Origin of the sequence: Erwinia sp. 198, from assembly GCF_003937915.1 — a bacterium.
GTDB lineage: Bacteria > Pseudomonadota > Gammaproteobacteria > Enterobacterales > Enterobacteriaceae > Erwinia > Erwinia aeris.
The window spans coordinates 163,140-179,935 of the sequence record NZ_RHUM01000006.1; the positions used below are offsets into that span (position 1 = coordinate 163,140).

Annotated in this window: 12 protein-coding genes; 5 read left to right on the top strand and 7 right to left on the bottom strand. The window is 54.3% G+C overall.

Translation table 11 applies throughout. The features are described 5' to 3' along the window. Window positions 1–79 precede the first annotated feature (79 nt). Genes EGK14_RS10485 through EGK14_RS10510 form a run of 6 tightly spaced genes read right to left on the bottom strand, consistent with a single transcriptional unit; the run spans window position 80 to window position 11,081 of the window. Window positions 80–2,284 carry a glycoside hydrolase family 2 protein gene (locus EGK14_RS10485; RefSeq protein ID WP_125289044.1) on the bottom strand — a complete coding sequence of 735 codons (2,205 nt, stop codon included), beginning with the start codon at window positions 2,282–2,284 and terminating at the stop codon, window positions 80–82. After that, window positions 2,281–4,968, bottom strand: a complete 2,688-nt coding sequence (locus tag EGK14_RS10490; protein WP_125289045.1) for a response regulator — start codon at window positions 4,966–4,968, stop codon at window positions 2,281–2,283. The genes EGK14_RS10485 and EGK14_RS10490 overlap by 4 nt, the downstream gene beginning before the upstream one ends. Before the next feature lie 8 nt (window positions 4,969–4,976). Continuing rightward, a complete protein-coding gene (locus EGK14_RS10495) occupies window positions 4,977–6,377 on the bottom strand; it encodes a DUF3131 domain-containing protein (protein WP_125289046.1) in 1,401 nt (466 codons plus the stop codon). Then, window positions 6,362–7,867 (bottom strand): DUF3131 domain-containing protein, encoded by a 1,506-nt coding sequence (locus EGK14_RS10500; RefSeq protein ID WP_233598475.1) that lies wholly within the window; start codon window positions 7,865–7,867, stop codon window positions 6,362–6,364. The genes EGK14_RS10495 and EGK14_RS10500 overlap by 16 nt, the downstream gene beginning before the upstream one ends. A gap of 41 nt (window positions 7,868–7,908) precedes the next feature. Beyond that, window positions 7,909–9,264, bottom strand: a complete 1,356-nt coding sequence (locus EGK14_RS10505; RefSeq protein ID WP_125289048.1) for a DUF3131 domain-containing protein — start codon at window positions 9,262–9,264, stop codon at window positions 7,909–7,911. Next, the gene (locus EGK14_RS10510; protein WP_125289049.1) at window positions 9,261–11,081 is read right to left on the bottom strand and encodes a glycosyltransferase; all 1,821 of its coding nucleotides are present in this window, start codon (window positions 11,079–11,081) and stop codon (window positions 9,261–9,263) included. Before EGK14_RS10510 ends, EGK14_RS10505 begins: the two co-directional genes overlap by 4 nt. A 321-nt stretch (window positions 11,082–11,402) precedes the next feature. Here EGK14_RS10510 and opgC point away from each other — a divergent pair, with 321 nt between their 5' ends. Genes opgC through EGK14_RS10535 form a run of 5 tightly spaced genes read left to right on the top strand, consistent with a single transcriptional unit; the run spans window position 11,403 to window position 15,596 of the window. Then, window positions 11,403–12,617, top strand: coding sequence for an OpgC domain-containing protein (gene opgC, locus EGK14_RS10515; protein WP_125289050.1), 1,215 nt, complete (start codon window positions 11,403–11,405; stop codon window positions 12,615–12,617). Window positions 12,618–12,632: 15 nt separating this feature from the next. Next, on the top strand, window positions 12,633–13,550 hold the full coding sequence (locus EGK14_RS10520) for a hypothetical protein (RefSeq protein WP_233598473.1): 918 nt from the start codon (window positions 12,633–12,635) through the stop codon (window positions 13,548–13,550). A 19-nt stretch (window positions 13,551–13,569) separates the two neighbouring features. Then, a complete protein-coding gene (locus EGK14_RS10525) occupies window positions 13,570–14,793 on the top strand; it encodes a PP2C family protein-serine/threonine phosphatase (RefSeq protein ID WP_199746420.1) in 1,224 nt (407 codons plus the stop codon). Then, complete coding sequence (locus EGK14_RS10530) at window positions 14,793–15,137, top strand: STAS domain-containing protein (RefSeq protein WP_125289052.1); 345 nt, start codon at window positions 14,793–14,795, stop codon at window positions 15,135–15,137. The genes EGK14_RS10525 and EGK14_RS10530 overlap by 1 nt, the downstream gene beginning before the upstream one ends. A gap of 3 nt (window positions 15,138–15,140) precedes the next feature. Beyond that, on the top strand, window positions 15,141–15,596 hold the full coding sequence (locus EGK14_RS10535) for an ATP-binding protein (RefSeq protein ID WP_125289053.1): 456 nt from the start codon (window positions 15,141–15,143) through the stop codon (window positions 15,594–15,596). Here the strand turns inward: EGK14_RS10535 and EGK14_RS10540 are convergent. After that, window positions 15,593–16,753 (bottom strand): alpha/beta hydrolase-fold protein, encoded by a 1,161-nt coding sequence (locus EGK14_RS10540; RefSeq protein WP_370256298.1) that lies wholly within the window; start codon window positions 16,751–16,753, stop codon window positions 15,593–15,595. The genes EGK14_RS10535 and EGK14_RS10540 overlap by 4 nt on opposite strands. Window positions 16,754–16,796: the final 43 nt, after the last annotated feature.

The window sequence follows — 16,796 nt, forward strand, 5'->3', positions numbered from 1 at the left end:
AGACGAAACCAGATACGGCCCACACTTGCTGCCCGCCACAAATAACGCCGCTACGGCTGTAAAAAAGCGCCTCTTACCGTCACTCTTTTTCAGTGATGGTCTGCAGCGTCAGCCGATTTTCAGCGAGTTTTTTTCCACCGGAGCCAATGATTTTACTGTGAATAGTTAACGGCAGCGTGCCTGTCGGCATCACCTGAAGCTCCACTACCTTTATTCCTGAATCAGGCTCGATCTCTACCGCTTTTTTCCCTTCCGCCAGCACGTTTCGGCCCTGACGTATCTGCCAAACCAGCTGGCTGCCGGAATGGCTTGTGGGCAGATCGTTAATGACCCAGAGATTCACTTTCCCGGCCTGTCCCTGTTTCCATTGTGTAGTCACGGGATCGATTGAAGGCAGCAGTGGTTGATAGGCGCGCTGCAGCGCGAAATAGCCCGCCTTAGGGTGACGGAGGTAATCAACAATGCCCCAGTTAATGGATGGCCAGGTTTCGACAAACATAAACTGGAATAGCGCCGTTACTGGCTGAAAGCGTTGGCGACGGTAGCTTTCTGCCGCTATCGCTACCAGCTGAGCCTGATACTGCTGCGTGTTGGCAATAAAATCCGGAATGCTATTCCCGCGCGAAAGACCGGCATTTTTAAAAGTCTGGATAGGCTGAAAATTATGGTATTTCCAGCTGGTCCACTTTGGATCGCCAGGCTGCGTGGTGGCTGGCCACCAATCGCGCCGGGGAATAATAGTTTTAAACGTAGAAAATTTTGGCAGGGCCTGCGCACCGAACTCGGTGATAGTTGCCGTTTTCGCAGGTTCAAGCAGCTTATCAAGCGTGCCGAAATACCATCCGGCCCAGTAATGTTCTTCAACGGCAGAGAAAGGATGTACGATACGAGTATCGTCTTTGGCCAGGGTATCGGCTACGCGCTGCATCAGATTGCGGTTAAGTTCTTTATGCCAGTCCGGAAAACGTTTTTCCATCCAGGGGGAATCAAACGGCGGCTCGTTCTGGCCTCCCCAGACCACAACAGACGGCGCATTACCGAACTGTTCCATCATCTCCTGCGTTTGCCGTACGGCATTGTCGGCAAATTCTTTGCTGTCGTTATAGCCCCACTGGAGCGGCACATCTTGCCAGATCATTATCCCCTGCTCGTCTGCAGCCTGATAAAGCGGGCGTCCGGCGACATGACCATGCACGCGGATAGCGTTTGCATTCATTTTTTTGACCAGGTCGAAATCGCGGTGATAACGCTGCTTTGTCATAGTGCTCAGCCAGGGCGAACCGATATAGTTGGTGCCCCTGATAAATACTCGCTGTCCGTTAACCAGCCAGCCGCGGTTGTCGGGCTGTTCAACGACCTGACGCAACCCTGTTCTGCTGCTGCGCCGATCGAGCACGCCTGCCGCATCGCGTAAGGTTGCGCTGACCTGATAAAGGTGCGGTTTGCCATAGCCGATTGGCCACCAGAGACGCGCCTCTGGCATGGGTAACAGCAGGCTGACTCGCTGGCTGGCATTACCGGTAGCCTGTAGGGTGACCGATTGTCGTAGCTGGAAATTTTTACCGGAAAAATTATCAGGACGGGCAGCCAACACCAGCTCAGCCGTTTTTCCCGCCGGCGCGCGGTAAACGATTTCCGCCCGCAGTTGAGGGTGCGCCAGCCCCTGCGACCAGTCGGGCCGTAGTATCAGATTATCAATAGCCACGTCACGGCTGAGGCGCAGCCGCACTGGCGCCCAGACCCCACCGGAGTTGGCATCCTGTCCCTGGGGCGACCAGGCGCCGCCGGGTCTTGAATCGTGCTGGTTTAAGACGCCTTTCATCAGGTTTTTGCGTAGCGGCCAGTTTGTTTTGGGATCTTCAAAAGGACTGTCGACGCGTACGGCCAGCTTGTTATAACGCCGCATATCCCGGGTTACGTCCACGGCAAAACGCTGGAAATACCCCTCATGACGGAGACGCTGATGACCATTGAACCAGACATCTGCGTAGTAATCGACGCCATCAAACTCCAGCGTAGCCAGCCGACCGGCCGGCAGCGTCGGCACGGAAAACTCGGTGCGATACCAGAGCGCGCCCTGGTGATCCCAACCTGCGCTATACCAGTTGGCCGGCACACGCAGCTGCCGCCAATTTTTATCGCTGCCGCGCCACCCTGGAAAATGGAGATCGTTGCCGTCATGCGCGCGCCACAGCCCTCCTAATGACCAGGCCTGCGGCGCTTCCGTCGCCACGGCGGCGGCAGAGGAGAAAGTGAAAACCAGCGCGATGATGCTACGGATCATAAAGCCTCCTGCAATTCGTCCAACTGACGCATAACCACGTCCACAGCCTGTGTTAAGGATGCGGTATAAGCGGCGCCGTCCAGCGGTGCCTCCTGGCCTGCTGCCGTCTCGATCTGCTGAAGCAGCACGGTGAGCGTATGAAAGCGGAATGCCGAAGCTTCGCCACGCAGTTTGTGCGACATGCGCCGCACGCGATCGCGATCCTCGCTGGCCAACGCCTCATTTAACCGGGCGACATTTTCAGGAAGCTCGGTGGCGAAGAGCGTTAAAAGTTCATTCAGCAGCGCGTCATCAATACCCAGCTGCTCGATCAGCGTTTGCCGGTCGGGGGCCGCTTCAGGCTCCTTTTCTTTTAGCGGCAGCGCCATTACCCGGCTTATTTCATTCTGGATAATTTCCATGCTCACCGGCTTAGCGATATAGCCATCAAAGCCGTGCGTCAGACAAAACTCTTCGTCGCCTTTCATGGCGTGTGCGGTCATGGCAATAATACGTTGATGCGGCCGGGCAGGATTTCGCGCCTCGCGTTCGCGGATTAAGCGGGTAGCGTGCTCGCCGTCCATCTCCGGCATTTGCAAATCCATCAGGATAAGATCCCAGTGGGTAGTATCCAGCAGCTCCAGCGCCTCAATACCGTTGTTGGCAACCGCGAACTCATGACCCAGACGGGTAAGAAAATGCGTCGCCAGCTTTTGATTCACTAAATTATCTTCAGCCAGCAAAATGCGTAGCGCCGCCCCACGGGGAACTGCCAGCGGCGCAGCGGGCGAGGGCGCAGCAAGAGAGGCCGGCTGTAGCTGTAGCACGCTCAGGATGGCTTCATACAGCTCCCGCTGATCCACCGGCTTGCTGAGAAAATGCGTTACCCCAATGCGCTTCATCTGCTCGGCGTCCATATAGCGGCTCATCGAACTCAGCATGATTATCTGACAGTGCGCCAACGCCGGCATCGCTTTAATTTCCTGCGCCAGCGTCATGCCGTCTTTAACCGGCATTTGCGCATCCAGCAGAATAAGCGGGAAATCAGGATCCTGCAGCAGCAACGACAGGGCCGCATCGGCGCTTTCGGCCAGCGTCGGCTTCAGCCCCATATTACGCAGCATATCGCTCATTAAGTGTCGGTTAGTGGCGTTATCGTCAATCACCAATACGGCGACGCTGGCCAAAGGCGGCGAGGTTTTCAGGAGATCGACCGTATGCTGTACGGGAACCGGCAGGCTAAAGCTGAATATGCTGCCCTTACCGGGTTCGCTTTTGACTTTGAGCGCGCCACCCAGCATCTCTACCAGCCGCGCTGAAATAGTCAGCCCCAGTCCCGTACCGCCATATTTTCGCGTGGTAGAGGTATCGGCCTGGCTAAAAGACTCAAAAATAATCTGCTGCTTTTCTTCGGGAATGCCAATGCCGGTATCACGTACCTGAAAGCGCAAACAGTGCGCCCGAACGTCAAGGCTAACCGACAGCTCTACTTCGCCTGCGTGGGTAAATTTCAGGGCATTGCTGACCAGGTTCGTTAATATCTGCCGCAGGCGGACGGTATCCGTGAGCAGTCTGGCAGGCACTTCCGGCGCGACCTTTATCAGCAGCTCTATATGTTTTTCCGAAGCCGCAGGCAGGAGCGGACGCATTAACGTCTGCAAAAAGGGCCGTACCTCGAACTCTTCCTCATCCAGTTCAATTTTGCCCGCTTCGATTTTCGAGTAGTCAAGAATATCGTTAATGACGCGCAGCAGCGTATGGGCAGAGTGATAAACCAGCGTCATATATTCCCGCTGCTCTTCGGTCAGCGGGTTATCCAGACAGAGCTGCGTCATACCCAGAATGCCGTTCATCGGCGTGCGGATTTCGTGGCTCATGTTTGCCAGAAAGGCGCTCTTTGCTTCGTTGGCTGCCCGCGCAGCGGCGACGGCCTGCAAAGAGAGCTGCTCCGCTTCTTTACGCTTGGTAATATCCTGAAGCGTACCGATGACCCGTGCCGTACCGCCTTCCACCGTCACGCTGGCGACCTGACCAGACAGCAGCATCCAGCGATACTCACCATCGCTGTGCAGCAGGCGGATTTCTCTTTCAAATATCGGCAGCCGATCGTTGTTGGCGCTGATAAAAAGCTGTAACAGGGATTCCCGATCGTCAGGATGCAGCAAAGGGTCGAGGAAGCTGGCGCTGTAATGCCAGGTTTCGCGTGGATAGCCAAGCATGTTTAACAGGGCATCGTTGACCTGTAAAAGATCCTTATCCTGCTGCCAGTCCCAGATGCCAATTTGAGTCGACTCTGCCGCCAGCACGAAATCTTCATTAAGCTGCTTGCGTGATTCGTTAATAAACTCAAAGCCGGACATATCAATATGCAGACTGACAATACCGCCATCCGAAGTGCGGTTGTGCTGCACGAAGACTTTCCGGTTGCCTATACGGCGCATTTCACTGTGGTTATCAAGCCGACAGCAGCTCACCAGATTCTCCACCATCGCCTTTTTACGCTGATCGTTTTCTGTCATATAGGCGGAGGCGACAAAAGATTGCGCTATTTCCGTCAACGTCATGCCTACGCAGATGCAGTTTTCTATACCGGGATAAAAACGTACAACCTGCTTGTTGTAGGCGGTCAGCCGCTCGTTTGCGTCATAGGTCAGGACAGCGGCGCGTAGTGAATCGAGCGCTTGAGGTAACTGAATGTCAGGCATAGTCTCTCCTAATCAGCGGCGTCAGCCCTGGCTGAAACCGCCGGGAAGCAGCGCTGGGGAGCGGTAAACGGATCGCGCAGCTGCTGTCGGAAATAGCTTTGCGCGGTAATTTCGCCGTTACGGAGCAGCGGAGCCATGTTGCTTTTGAAAAACAGGGCCTCCAGCACCATTGCATTGGTGGAAAGCGTAATCGCGCGGTTGTAGTCGCCGGTGGCTTCAACACGGCCCTCGAACCAACCGCGCGCCGGATCGTTTTGTAACCGCGCCATATTCATTAACGCATTGGTAAAAGGCGTATCCCATAACGCCCAGAGGCCAAAAACGGCCCGTGTGGAAACCTGAGCCAGCCGGGGCAGCCATTTGCCGTCGTCAGCAAGCGTATTCCAGGCGTAACCGTTGGCAAAAATGGTGTCGTTGACGTGCCAGGGAGGCGCAGAGAGAGCAAAGTCGCTGCGCGCCGTGAGTATTTTCTCTTTTTGCCAGCGCATTTCCTGTACGCGATAGACATTGCTGGCGCGCTGGCGCAGTAGCCTGATAATGTCGCGGTCGGCCCCCGGCAGCTCCCAGCCATATTCAATGCCGCTCAGCATATAGGGCGTGGTGGTGATAGCGGACGGAGTCCAGGTTGTGCGGGGATCGCGCGCATCAATATCCAGCGCCAGGCCGTCAATAATGACGTGTTGCGCCGGCGGCCTCAGCGATTGCTGGTTTGCAAACCCCCACAACCCCAGCCCGGCAGCGCTGTATTCACTGTCGCCAAGTCGGCCTTCCGCCCGGGTTACCAGCTTCTGATCCTGCATCTGTCCTGCATAAAGCTGGCCCTGGTTATCGACAATACGACAAAAATCCCAGCGTAATATCACGCGCTCCAGGTATTCGCTGTATTGCGGATGAAAGGCGGCAACGATACGCAGCGCCATCATCAGCCGGGCGATATCTCGGGATGACCAACCGATCACCTGTGGCGTATTGCCGTAGCCGACCATACTGATATTCTGCGTGTTGTAGAGCAGATTAGGCAGTTTGGCAGAGGTCAACGGCAGGCGATTGAGCGTACCGAGCAGCAGCGTCAGACGGCGGTCGAAAGCGACATCGTCGATCAAATCAAGCTGACGGGCTGCGGTTAGTGCAATAAGCAGATCGCCCATTTGCCACAGGCTGATCACCGGGCGCTTATCACTGCCGTTAACCAGACCGGTGTTAGCCTGGGTGTTGTTTTCAACGTAGCGCCAGGCTATCGCCGCCCAGCGTTGCTCTTCCGGGCCGAGCTTGCCGAGCCGCGCAGTGGTATGCCAGCCGCCGTTTACCAGCCAGTGCCAGCCTGCGGCGTCATGGCGTCTCAACATCCAGACCGTACCGATGACGATCGCCAGCAGTACGACAGCAACACGCATTACTGTCTTAGGCATGAGGTCGCTACCGGCGGTAATTTGACAGGCGTCTGGCTGTCACAACTCGCGCATTTACAGGCGCGACAGGATGGGGCGGTGCGCACGGCAGTTCCGCTTTGCTCACACCAGTTTTTGATGCCCGGCGTGACGTTAAGAAAAGGACGGTTGCGTCGGGTATTGTTGTCTTCAAAGTTGTCTACCAGACGCTTTTCCCAGATGGATGGCGCATAGTCGCTTTTGCGAGGATCGTTACTGTTAAAGCGCAGCAGCTTGCCTTCTTTTTTGAAAAGTAGTGCTTCCAGCATGATGCCGTTGTTATTGGCGGTAAATTCCTTAATAGGCCCGTCGCCATTTTCATACAGGCCTTCATAGTAGCCTTTGCCTTGTTCCTGAGCGTTTTCAATGGAATCCAGTAAACGATCGGTATAAGGCGAATCCCATAGTACCCACATGCCAAGCGCCGCCTTCAGCGAGACGGCCGCCACGTTTGGCACATACTGCCCTTTATCCGTAATGGTGTTCCAGTTGTAACCGTCGCTGTAAACGGTGTCGTAAACGAAGTAGGGCGCTTTATCGAGCTGGTGTTCAGAGCGGGCGGTCAGCGTGCCGGTGATCATGTAGCGATTTTCCTGCGCCTGGTAAACGCGATCGGCGAAATTTTTCATCCAGGGATGGCTGAAATTATTCGGACTATTTTCGCGGTCGTCGCTGTTGTCCCAGCCCATTTCCAGGCCGTGCAGCAAATAGGACTCAGTCACCACATAATTATGCTGATTCGTTAAGCGCGGATCGCGTGAATCATAGGGCACCAGCACGCAATAAATATCCGCCAGGGCATAAGGCTCCGGCCGACTGGCCTGACAGGTGGTAAAGCCCCACAGCTGATAGCCTGCCGCCGCATATTCTTCATAGCCCAGACGGCCTTCCTGCACGTACTGCGTCTGCTTATCCTTATTCATATAGGCGCCATACAGCGTGCCGCAGTCATCAACCACGTGGGTAAAATCCCAGCCCAGCACTACGTTGTCGATATTGTTAGCATGTTCCGGGTAGCGCTCTTTAATGATCTTCATCCAGAGCAGCATCCTGCCGATATCAATAGCGGAAAACCCAATCTCTCCCGGCTTGTTCAGGTAGTTTACTTTTTGACCGGTAATAGTGTTGTACACTTTGTTAGGCACCTGATTTTGAAACAGCGCCAGCTTGTTTATCGTGGCCATAAACTGTAAAAAACGTCGGTCGAATTCCGCTTTGTCGATAATGCCCAGTTCTCTTGCCGCGGTCAGCGCAGCCAGATAGGAGGCGCTGTCCCACATGGTTGTGGAAGGGTATTTATTTACCGCATTCACCAGGCCGGTAGTGGGCTGATAGTTAGCGACAAAATAAGCCCAGGCATTTTTCGCTACGTTCATTTCTCGCGGCGTCAATTCGCCATGACGGATATTGTAATCCGAGGCGGGCAGGCTGACAGCGGCCTGTAGCATGGGGGCGGTAAGCATAAGAACCATCAACAGGGCGCGCAGGCCGGATTGACGAAGCGATAATGATCTCATTCCAAAGTCACTCCTTGTTGCGGGCTTTTGGCGGCTGAAGTTGGCGTTGAGCAGCTCAGACAAAGCAGTTGGCCATAGGCAATATAAGAAAGGCTTTCCAGCACCATGGCATTGGTGTCTGCCTCAATCACAGGATTAACGCTACCGTCAACGTTGAAACCCGCTTTCCAGCCTTTTCCCGGTTCGATCATGGGCAGCATCTGCTGCCGAAGCGCTTCACTCCACTGATTGCGGAACAAGGCATACCAGGCAAACGCGGTGCGGGTCGAGGTCAGCGCGCGAGTAGTCAATGATTCACTGGCATTGTCGTTTTCGTCCTGCAGAGGGATCGGCTGGGTGCCGGGCAGGGCGCCAGCAAAATCGGGCGCTTGTTCAGCATAATCCATATTGATTTCGCCTTTCTCGGCGGGCTTACCGGTACGCTGCTGGAGGATCTGCATCAGGCGCCAGGTTATCTCTCCGCTGCGCGCGTCAAACCCCTGTTCCAGCCCGCTAAGTAAGTAAGGCATACTGATCAGAGAAGGCTGTTTCCCCCAGGGCGTTCGCAGGCCTTCATCCGGCACCGCATGGCCTTCTATCTCTATCATTTTCAGGCCATCCGGCGGCTGGGTAACGGCCAGCCCGGCGGTAGCATTGATCAGTCGCAGCACGCTGCCTGCATAAAGTCGATAGCCGTAGCTGCCTCGCGGATCGTCAGTACGAATGACCCAGCGGTTAAGCGGCAGGCTGGCACCTTGCGGCCCGCTGCTCTGTAATAGCGCCGCAAGCTGCCATTTGGCCAGGAGCTGGTTGACTTCCAGAGCGTGTTGCGGATAGCGCCAGAGCAGGATCTGCAACGGCATCAGAAGACGGCCCATATCAATAGCCGAACCGGCGGCCTGCACAGGCGAGGTGGCAGGTTGCAGCGTGTCGGCATGGTAAAAGGCTGCGGGCAACCCTTCCGGCAAAAGCGGCAGTGCGCCGAGCGCGCCGAGCGCGGAGCTGATACGGTCGTCAAATTCGGCGGCAGAAATAATGTGTAATTTATGCGCGGCAATCGTGGCCAGCAGATAGCTGCCGGTGCTCCACAGGCTCAGCCACGCCCTGTTTTCTTCGGCGTTAACCAGGCCGTTAGCCTGGCTGTTATTGACAAAATATTGCCAGGCGATACGCGCCCACAAGGCTTCATCAAAGGTCAGTTCCCGTGGCTGCGGAAGAGGAGGAAAGCTTTTGCTCAGCGTGATGCCATCGGTGGTTTCCACACGAGCAGGCATCTGTTTTTCGACCCACAGCACAATGGCGAAACCGATTAGAAAGCCAATCAGGATGGTCAAATAGCTGCGGGCGCTGAGAATACTGGCTTTCATACTCATGCGGCTTCAGCCTCCTGCGTAGCGGGCGGCGTCCACATTGCCGCCATGATCATCGGCATCATGGCGGCGATATTAACCGTGCCCCAGAAGATGTTAATGACGTAGCCGGAAGGATCATCAATATTGCCGCGTGCAACCTGGATCCCTCCCCAAATCAGACCCAGCAGAGTCAGAGCGGCAATCGCTAACTGGGGTTTAACCAGATAAAGAAAACGCCCGGATTGCCGTTCCTTAGGCGTGACGTGAAATTTAATTTTTTCCCCGCGCAATACCGTGCTCAGCGCCCGCAGATTGACGGAGAAAAAAGCCAGATAAGACGAACGGCCATCCCAGGCGGAAATTCCCCAGGTCCCAAACATAAAGGCCAGCTCAGAGACGATAAAAAAGGGCAGAAAATGCAGATAAAAAGGGGTGGAATAAGCTGAGACCGGCGGAATGCCGGTAAAAAGATAAATCAGTGGAGAAATCAGAAAAATGGTATTCCAGATACAGGCAAGGTAAGACCAAAAAGTGGTGCCGTACATCAGGGTTTGTCCCAGGCTCAACTTAAAGCGACGACGGCTGAAAATCTTATCGTGAAATAAAATATCGAGCGAGCCAGCGGCATATTTAAAACGCTGGATCATCCAGGTTAAAAGATCCTGCGGAGAAAGCATTTTGGATTCAATACCGGGATGCATCACCGACCGCCAGCGGCGTCCCGCATCGCCATGCAGCACGATAGAAGTATAAATATCCTCAGACACGTGGAATTTATAGGGCGTCAGTTCGGTATCATTAATTACGTGAGGGCGCATCGCCGTGCTTAACGCCGCTCGCGTTTCTTCATCACTAATATCGCGTGTGTAGCGGGCAATCTCTTCTTCAACAGTAAACACGTAGCTACGCAGCGCGGCCTGCATGACCGCTTCACGACGATGAACGGAAGCCGCGCCGCAGCAGAATGCGGCATTGGCCCAGTTGCGCCGCCGCAGGATCACATCATAAAACATGCGTGGGTCGTTGAAAAAAGGATCGCTGCCCACGGTCAGGGGGCCGAGCACGCCCTCGGTCAGGCGGCCAAGCAGGTAACCCGGCAAGCCAGCGTGGCGGCGCAGCCAGCTGGCGAAGCGTTCGCCTTCAGGCAGATCGTAGAACCATTGCGGCGTCTGCACCCAAGCCACATCCGGATCGCGAAAGTAGCCCAGCGTATTAGCCAACAGTGTAGGGAATACCCGCGTATCAGCATCACAAATCACCAGAAAATCGCCGTCGGTTTGCTCCATGCCGTTACGAATATTGCCCGCTTTAAAACCAATATTATTTTCGCGCGAGATGTAGTTCACGCCTTCCTGCTCGCAAACCGCGCGCATTTCAGGCCGCCTTCCATCATCAAGGACATGAATTTTTAACGTCAGGGTGGTCGGGTAGCGCATTTTTAACGCGTCCTGAATCGACAGCCTGACCAGCTCCGGATCCTCTGAATAGGTTGCGATAAAGAGATCCACTTTTGGCGGACGCGCGTCGCCCCGATCCTCAGGCAGCAGGCACTGGTTGATATCGTCTGGCGCTGCGGGACAAGGCGGATCCTTCTCCTGCCAGATATTGATAGTAAACAGCAGCGTGCCGAACCAGGCGAAAGTCTCCGCCATAGCCAGCGGCACGGCATACCATAACGCATCGGTATTCAGGGATTCCATCCACCGCCAGCGGATGTAGTTAGCGCCCAAAATAAGCCCGGCGACGGCCAGGATCTGCCAGGTCTTCACTATCCATTTTGGCGTGGAAAGGGGGGCTGGCGGGCGGCGATGTTCAAAACGTGAAAAATAGTGATCCATTGGCATCCAGTCTCTTTCTGATAGGGCCGTAGCAAGATTTTTCACCTGATGAAATAAAAACAAGTAAGGGATATGAAGGTATTTACTTAAGTTGTTGTTAACTGAATCATAGTTTGTGCAAAGGCTATTGCAAGATATGTAAAGAAAATGGAACAAAAAAATGGCGTCAACTCGCTGTTATCATAGGATTTATAACTATTTTTTTATTTTTAAGCCCGTATCGTGACTTAAACTGTAACGTGTCTACACTTTCATTTACCTGGCAGAGAAGCACTCTTCTTATCATTGCGCTTCGCTTGATATCAATTATGGTAATGAATAATGGTGGATTCCGTTTCCGTTCCGAAGAGAGCAGCAGTCGACTGGCGCGCCTGGCGTTATGCCATACCGGGAAAGCGCGATCTGCGTATTGATATGCTGCGCGGGATTGCTCTGGTGATGATGGTCGTGGCCCATACTGAAATTCTGTCGTTGGTCAATATCTTCACCTGGGAGCGCTTTGGTCTGACGACCGGTGCCGAAGGATTTGTCATTTTGTCCGGCTTTATGCTGGGGATGCTAAACCGCCAGCGTTTGCAAAAAGAGGTGTTGCTGACCGTAAGCTGGACGCTGTGGCGCCGCGCCGGAAAAATTTATCTGGTCAATGTGATTATTATTCTGCTGATGCTGGCGTTGAATAAACTGAGCTTTGTAAATACGTTTGAAGTCACGCACTTTGTCGATCGCTATTCCGGAACCGTTTGGGCGCTTTTCCCCACCACGCCACAGATTAAAGAAACCTGGTTTAACATTATTCTTTATCTGCAAATCGGGCCGCATCAGACGCAAATCCTGGGCCTTTATATCTGTCTGCTGCTGATCAGTCCGCTTTTTCTTGCTTTGCTGCAGGGACGACGCGTCGTCTGGCTACTCCTGGCTTCACTGGCGGGCTATATCAGCTATCAGCTCTGGCCGACGCGGTTGACGGTGGCAGAATTTGAATTCGCTTTCCCTTTGCTTGCCTGGCAACTTATTTTTGTGTGCGGGATGTGCTGTGGCTGGTACAAAGATGAACTCATGTCGCTGGCCCATACGCCAGGCGGCTATATCGTGATGAGCATAATGGTGATTTATGCGCTGGTGTTAATGTTTATCGCCCAAAACCATACCAATCCGTTTATGCCGCCTTCCCTGTTGATGCAGGTAATACCGCCAGCCGATTTCAACTGGTTTTATCGCCATCTTGCCGCTAAAAATGCGCTCGGGCCGTGCCGGGTATTAAACGACTTTTGCCTGATTTTATTAGTCTATCTGGTTATGACGTTTTGCTGGCGACCGTTGGAACGTCTGTTTGGCTGGTTTTTAATCCCGCTGGGCCAACACTCGCTTTACACCTTTATCGTGCACGTTTTCGTGGTGCTGGCGGTCAGCCAGTTTGTTCATTTTGATCTCTGGCATCAGGCCTGGTTACGTAACACCTTTATCCATCTTGGCGCGCTGGGCCTGCTGTGGTGGATGGCGAAAAAAGAGATTGGTGGTCGCTTTATCCCTAATTAAAAGAAGGAAAACAGCATGTTTTATAGCGGGAGAAGAGCGCGTAACCGATATCTGACGTGGATGTTTATCTGCAGTACTGTAACGCCTGTTGCTCAGGCTGCGTCGTCCGCCAGCGAGACTACCGATGCGAATGGCGAACCGGTTCAGGCAGCCGTTTTTACCAACCGCTGGGGACGTCTGTTTTCAGGTAATAAGGATAAATTTTCCAGCGCGCTGAGTTTTTCCAGCGGGTTGAAAGAACAGCGGTTGACCATTCCAAATGGTTCCGAATCTGCCCGACAAAAGAAAAAAGTTAATCAGTTGTTAAACCTGAGCCTGCAGTATTCTCCTTACAGCTACTGGTTTGGCAACGTTACTCTGCGTGCGCCCGTGTCTGATTTCAGCCGTTACAGCACTAATTTTCGCTACAGTTTCGGTTACGATGACTGGCATCCCAACACGTTCAGCCTGGTCTACAGCAATTATGGCGATAACTACCTGTTTACCTCCGGCACGACCCGACATACCTATTTTGAACAGGGCGCCTTTACTTTCGCCTACAAATTTTCGCTGCCCGAATCCTGGCAAAAACATCTACTGATTAATAAAGGCGACGCGCTGACCTGTCAGATCGGCTACAGCTGGGTGCCGCGTTACTATTCCCTGGCCGACAATGATTTACGCGCCAATAAACAGGTTGGCCTGGGCGGCTGCGGTTACACCTTTAAACAACACTTTTTTATTCGCGCCACCGCCTTCTGGTATCCCAAATCCGAACAGCAGCAGCCGTGGAACGGCGATTACAGCTACAGCTTTGGCTACGCAGGGTACACGCCCGGATCGCTGTCCTTGCAGTACAGCAACTACAGCGGAACGCGTTTTCCCGGCCGAGGCAGCAGTAATGCAAAGTTTCGGGAAGGCACTATTTCACTTATCTGGTTTCTGCCCTTTTAAGGCCACCGCTATGTTAACGCTGCAATCTCAACCCGTACTGGTCGTCGACGACGCAGCCACTTACCGCAAGTTGCTGGCGGGGTTACTGAAAAAATGGGGATACGAAGTCTTTGAGGCCGAAAACGGCGAGCAGGCGCTGGCGGTCCTGGCCGAGCGGCCGATTAATCTGCTGATCAGCGACTGGGAGATGCCGGTCATGGACGGCCCGACGCTGTGCCAGGAGGTGCGCCTGCAGATACAGGATCGCTATGTTTATGTGATCGTGCTGACCGCCCGTGAAAGCGTGGAAGATTTGCAGGTTGGCTTTGCCGCCGGCGCGGATGACTTTTTACGCAAGCCGGTTAACCAGGTCGAATTGCAGGCCCGGTTACACGCCGGTGAGCGCGTGTTGCAGCTTGAAGCTATGCTGGCGGCCCGGAACAGGCACCTGAGCGAAGCGTTAAGACAGATTGAACAGGACTTACAGGCTGCCGCCAGCCTGCAAATCAGTATATTGCCGCCTCATGCTCTTCAGCATGGCCCCTATTATGCCGACTGGCTGTTTATTCCTTCCGCATGGGTTTCTGGCGATATCTTTAATCTGTTTCCGCTTGATCATCAGGCCGTAGGCTTTTATTGCGTTGATGTCGCGGGCCACGGCGTTACGGCGGCAATGATGTCGGTTGCCGTCGCCAGACAGTTTCTACACGGTCGCACCGTGGATCGTTTTCTGTTTAGTGGCAATACCGTTACCCCTCCGGCTCAGGTGGTGAAGATCCTTAACGAGCGTTTTTGCGCGCAGAGCCAGGACGTGTTGAGTTACTTCACCATCGTCTATGGCGTGATTGATTTACAAAGCGGCGAGGGCAGACTCTGCCAGGCCGGTCATCCCACGCCTTTTATCGTCAGCCGGGCAGGGGTAACGCGCCAGATAGGCGATGGCGGCCCGCCGGTCGGCCTGCTCGACGATCTTAGCTGGGAAGAGAGCGACTTTCAGCTGGCGCCGGGCGAGCGGCTTTGTATCTACAGCGACGGCATCAGCGAATGCGAAAACCCCGAACATGAGATGTTCGGCGCACAGCGTCTGGAAACCTTGCTGGCTTCCCTTAATGATGTCCCCGTGGGCGGGCTGCTGGCGCAGGTGCAGCACGAGCTTAATCTCTGGCGCGACACGGCGCCGGGAGGAAACGCGCCCGCGGCTGACGATATCTCGCTGCTGGTAATTGAACGGCAGTCGCCTTGTCCCCCTGATGGAGAGTATTGATGAAAATTGACATTGAAAAACAACAGGATGTAACCCTGATGACGCCGGTCACGCGGCGGCTCGATGCGTCGGTCGCGCTGCGTTTTAAAGAAGAAGTATTGGCGGTTATTCAGCAGGGGGAAGTGCGGCTGGTTCTTGATTTTTCCCGCGTCGATTTTATCGACAGCAGCTGTTTAGGCGCCCTTATCTCTCTGCTGAAGGCGACCAGCGGCAAAGGCACGCTAGTGCTTTGCTCGCTAAACGGCAATATCAAAAATATGTTCTCACTGACCCGTATGGATCGCGTTTTTACTCTCTACCCTGAGCGGAGCGACGCGATAGCCGCGTTAACCCTGGGAGGGTAAATTATGAAGCAGCTGCCTGATGAAGAGTGGCAGTTTCCGGCCACGCTTAACAGCCTCACCTCACTTGGAAGCGTGCTACACCGCTATCTGGCCGGCTTTCCCGTTGATGAAAGTTGGATCTATCTGCTGGATCTGGCGCTTTGCGAAGCCGCCAGCAATATTATCCGCCACGGCTATGCGGATCAAAAGGAGGCAGGCTATCGCGTCATCTTCAGTCACGATGCTGCCGCCATAACGATTGTGCTTATAGATCAGGGACTGCCTGTCCCCGCCGCACTGCTTTCGTCCAGGCGGCCGGATGAAGAGGAGAGCGTCACCTCCTCCGGGCTGGAGAACGTAAGCGAAGGCGGCCGTGGGATCGCGCTGATTTATGCCTGCGTGGATAGTATCAGCTATCGCTCGGACAGCGGCGAGAATCAGCTGACGCTGAGCAAGACGCTGCCGACGAAAAAAGACTAGCGAAACAGTTTTTGCACAAATTCAATATAGGCAGGCCGCCAGAGCGCCATTTCATGACCCAGTCCGGGCAGGCTGTGCCAGTCCGTGACGACATCATTGTGATCGAGCAGGACTTTAAGCCCGGTCATATCACGTCCCGTGATGATATCCTCTTCCCCCGTCACTAAGGTGAACAGTTTAAGCTGGCGGTTGACAGCTTTGCTTTTTTTAAGCTGCGCCGCAACGCGAAAATCGGGCACGCTTTCGGTAGTGACGCCGCTGAACACGCCCAGCCAGGCAAACTGATCCAAATGACGCATGCCGCTCACCAGCGCCTGATAGCCGCCCTGCGATAAACCAGCCAGTGCTCGTCCCTGTGCCTCTTTTCGCACGTTATAGCGTTCGGCAATCTGTGGGATAATTTCCTGGATAAGCTCTTTATCTGCCGCCAGGGCATTGCGTGGATAGAACGTCTGTCGGCGGCTGGCCGGCGCAAAATTTTCCGGTATGGCCTCAGCGAGGTCGGTTTCTGTATCCGGCATTACGACCAACATGGGCTTTATCTTTTTTTCCGCCAGCAGGTTATCCATAATTTGCGGAATTCGTCCCTGGATAAGTGCGGAAAGAGCCGTGTCGCCAAAGCCATGGTAAAAATAGAGCACCGGCAAAGGCTCGGCGCTTTTTTCCATGCCCGGCGGTACCCAGACAGAGAGCTGCCGCTCCCGGTTTAAAACAGAGGAGTGCCAGGTCAGCGTATGGATTTCACCATGGGGGACTTCGCGCACGTCCAGCAGGCTGCCAGGCACAAGGATCAGGCTGGTATTGACCTGACGCTGCGGCTTGGCCTGCGCGCTGCCGGTATCAATGCTTCTGAAGCCGTCGACATTAAAGAAATATTCATATAAATCGGGCTTCACCGCCTCGCTGGTGAACGACCAGATACCGCGATCGTCTTTGCTCATGGCGTGCGATACATAGCGATCGGGCGTGGCGCCGGTGACCACCTCTACCGCTTTTGCCGCAGGCGCCCAGAGCCGCCAGGTAATAGTGCTGTCGTCATTAACCTGAGAGATATAATCAGCTGGCGGCACGGTTTCTGGCGGACGGACAGGTAACGGGATCGCCATCAGTGAACCGCTCCATAATGCGGCGGCACAGCACAGGACGTGACAACGAATACTCATCAGAATTCCTTCACAAAAGAGTGCGTGTTTTTCATTG

Coding starts and splice junctions, on each gene's coding strand:
- EGK14_RS10530 (WP_125289052.1), top strand. CDS start 14,793: ATGAAAATTGACATTGAAAAACAACAGGATGTAACCCTGATGACGCCG.
- EGK14_RS10490 (WP_125289045.1), bottom strand. CDS start 4,968: ATGCCTGACATTCAGTTACCTCAAGCGCTCGATTCACTACGCGCCGCT.
- opgC (WP_125289050.1), top strand. CDS start 11,403: ATGGTGGATTCCGTTTCCGTTCCGAAGAGAGCAGCAGTCGACTGGCGC.
- EGK14_RS10520 (WP_233598473.1), top strand. CDS start 12,633: ATGTTTTATAGCGGGAGAAGAGCGCGTAACCGATATCTGACGTGGATG.
- EGK14_RS10500 (WP_233598475.1), bottom strand. CDS start 7,867: ATGGTTCTTATGCTTACCGCCCCCATGCTACAGGCCGCTGTCAGCCTG.
- EGK14_RS10510 (WP_125289049.1), bottom strand. CDS start 11,081: ATGGATCACTATTTTTCACGTTTTGAACATCGCCGCCCGCCAGCCCCC.
- EGK14_RS10505 (WP_125289048.1), bottom strand. CDS start 9,264: ATGAGTATGAAAGCCAGTATTCTCAGCGCCCGCAGCTATTTGACCATC.
- EGK14_RS10495 (WP_125289046.1), bottom strand. CDS start 6,377: ATGCCTAAGACAGTAATGCGTGTTGCTGTCGTACTGCTGGCGATCGTC.
- EGK14_RS10535 (WP_125289053.1), top strand. CDS start 15,141: ATGAAGCAGCTGCCTGATGAAGAGTGGCAGTTTCCGGCCACGCTTAAC.
- EGK14_RS10485 (WP_125289044.1), bottom strand. CDS start 2,284: ATGATCCGTAGCATCATCGCGCTGGTTTTCACTTTCTCCTCTGCCGCC.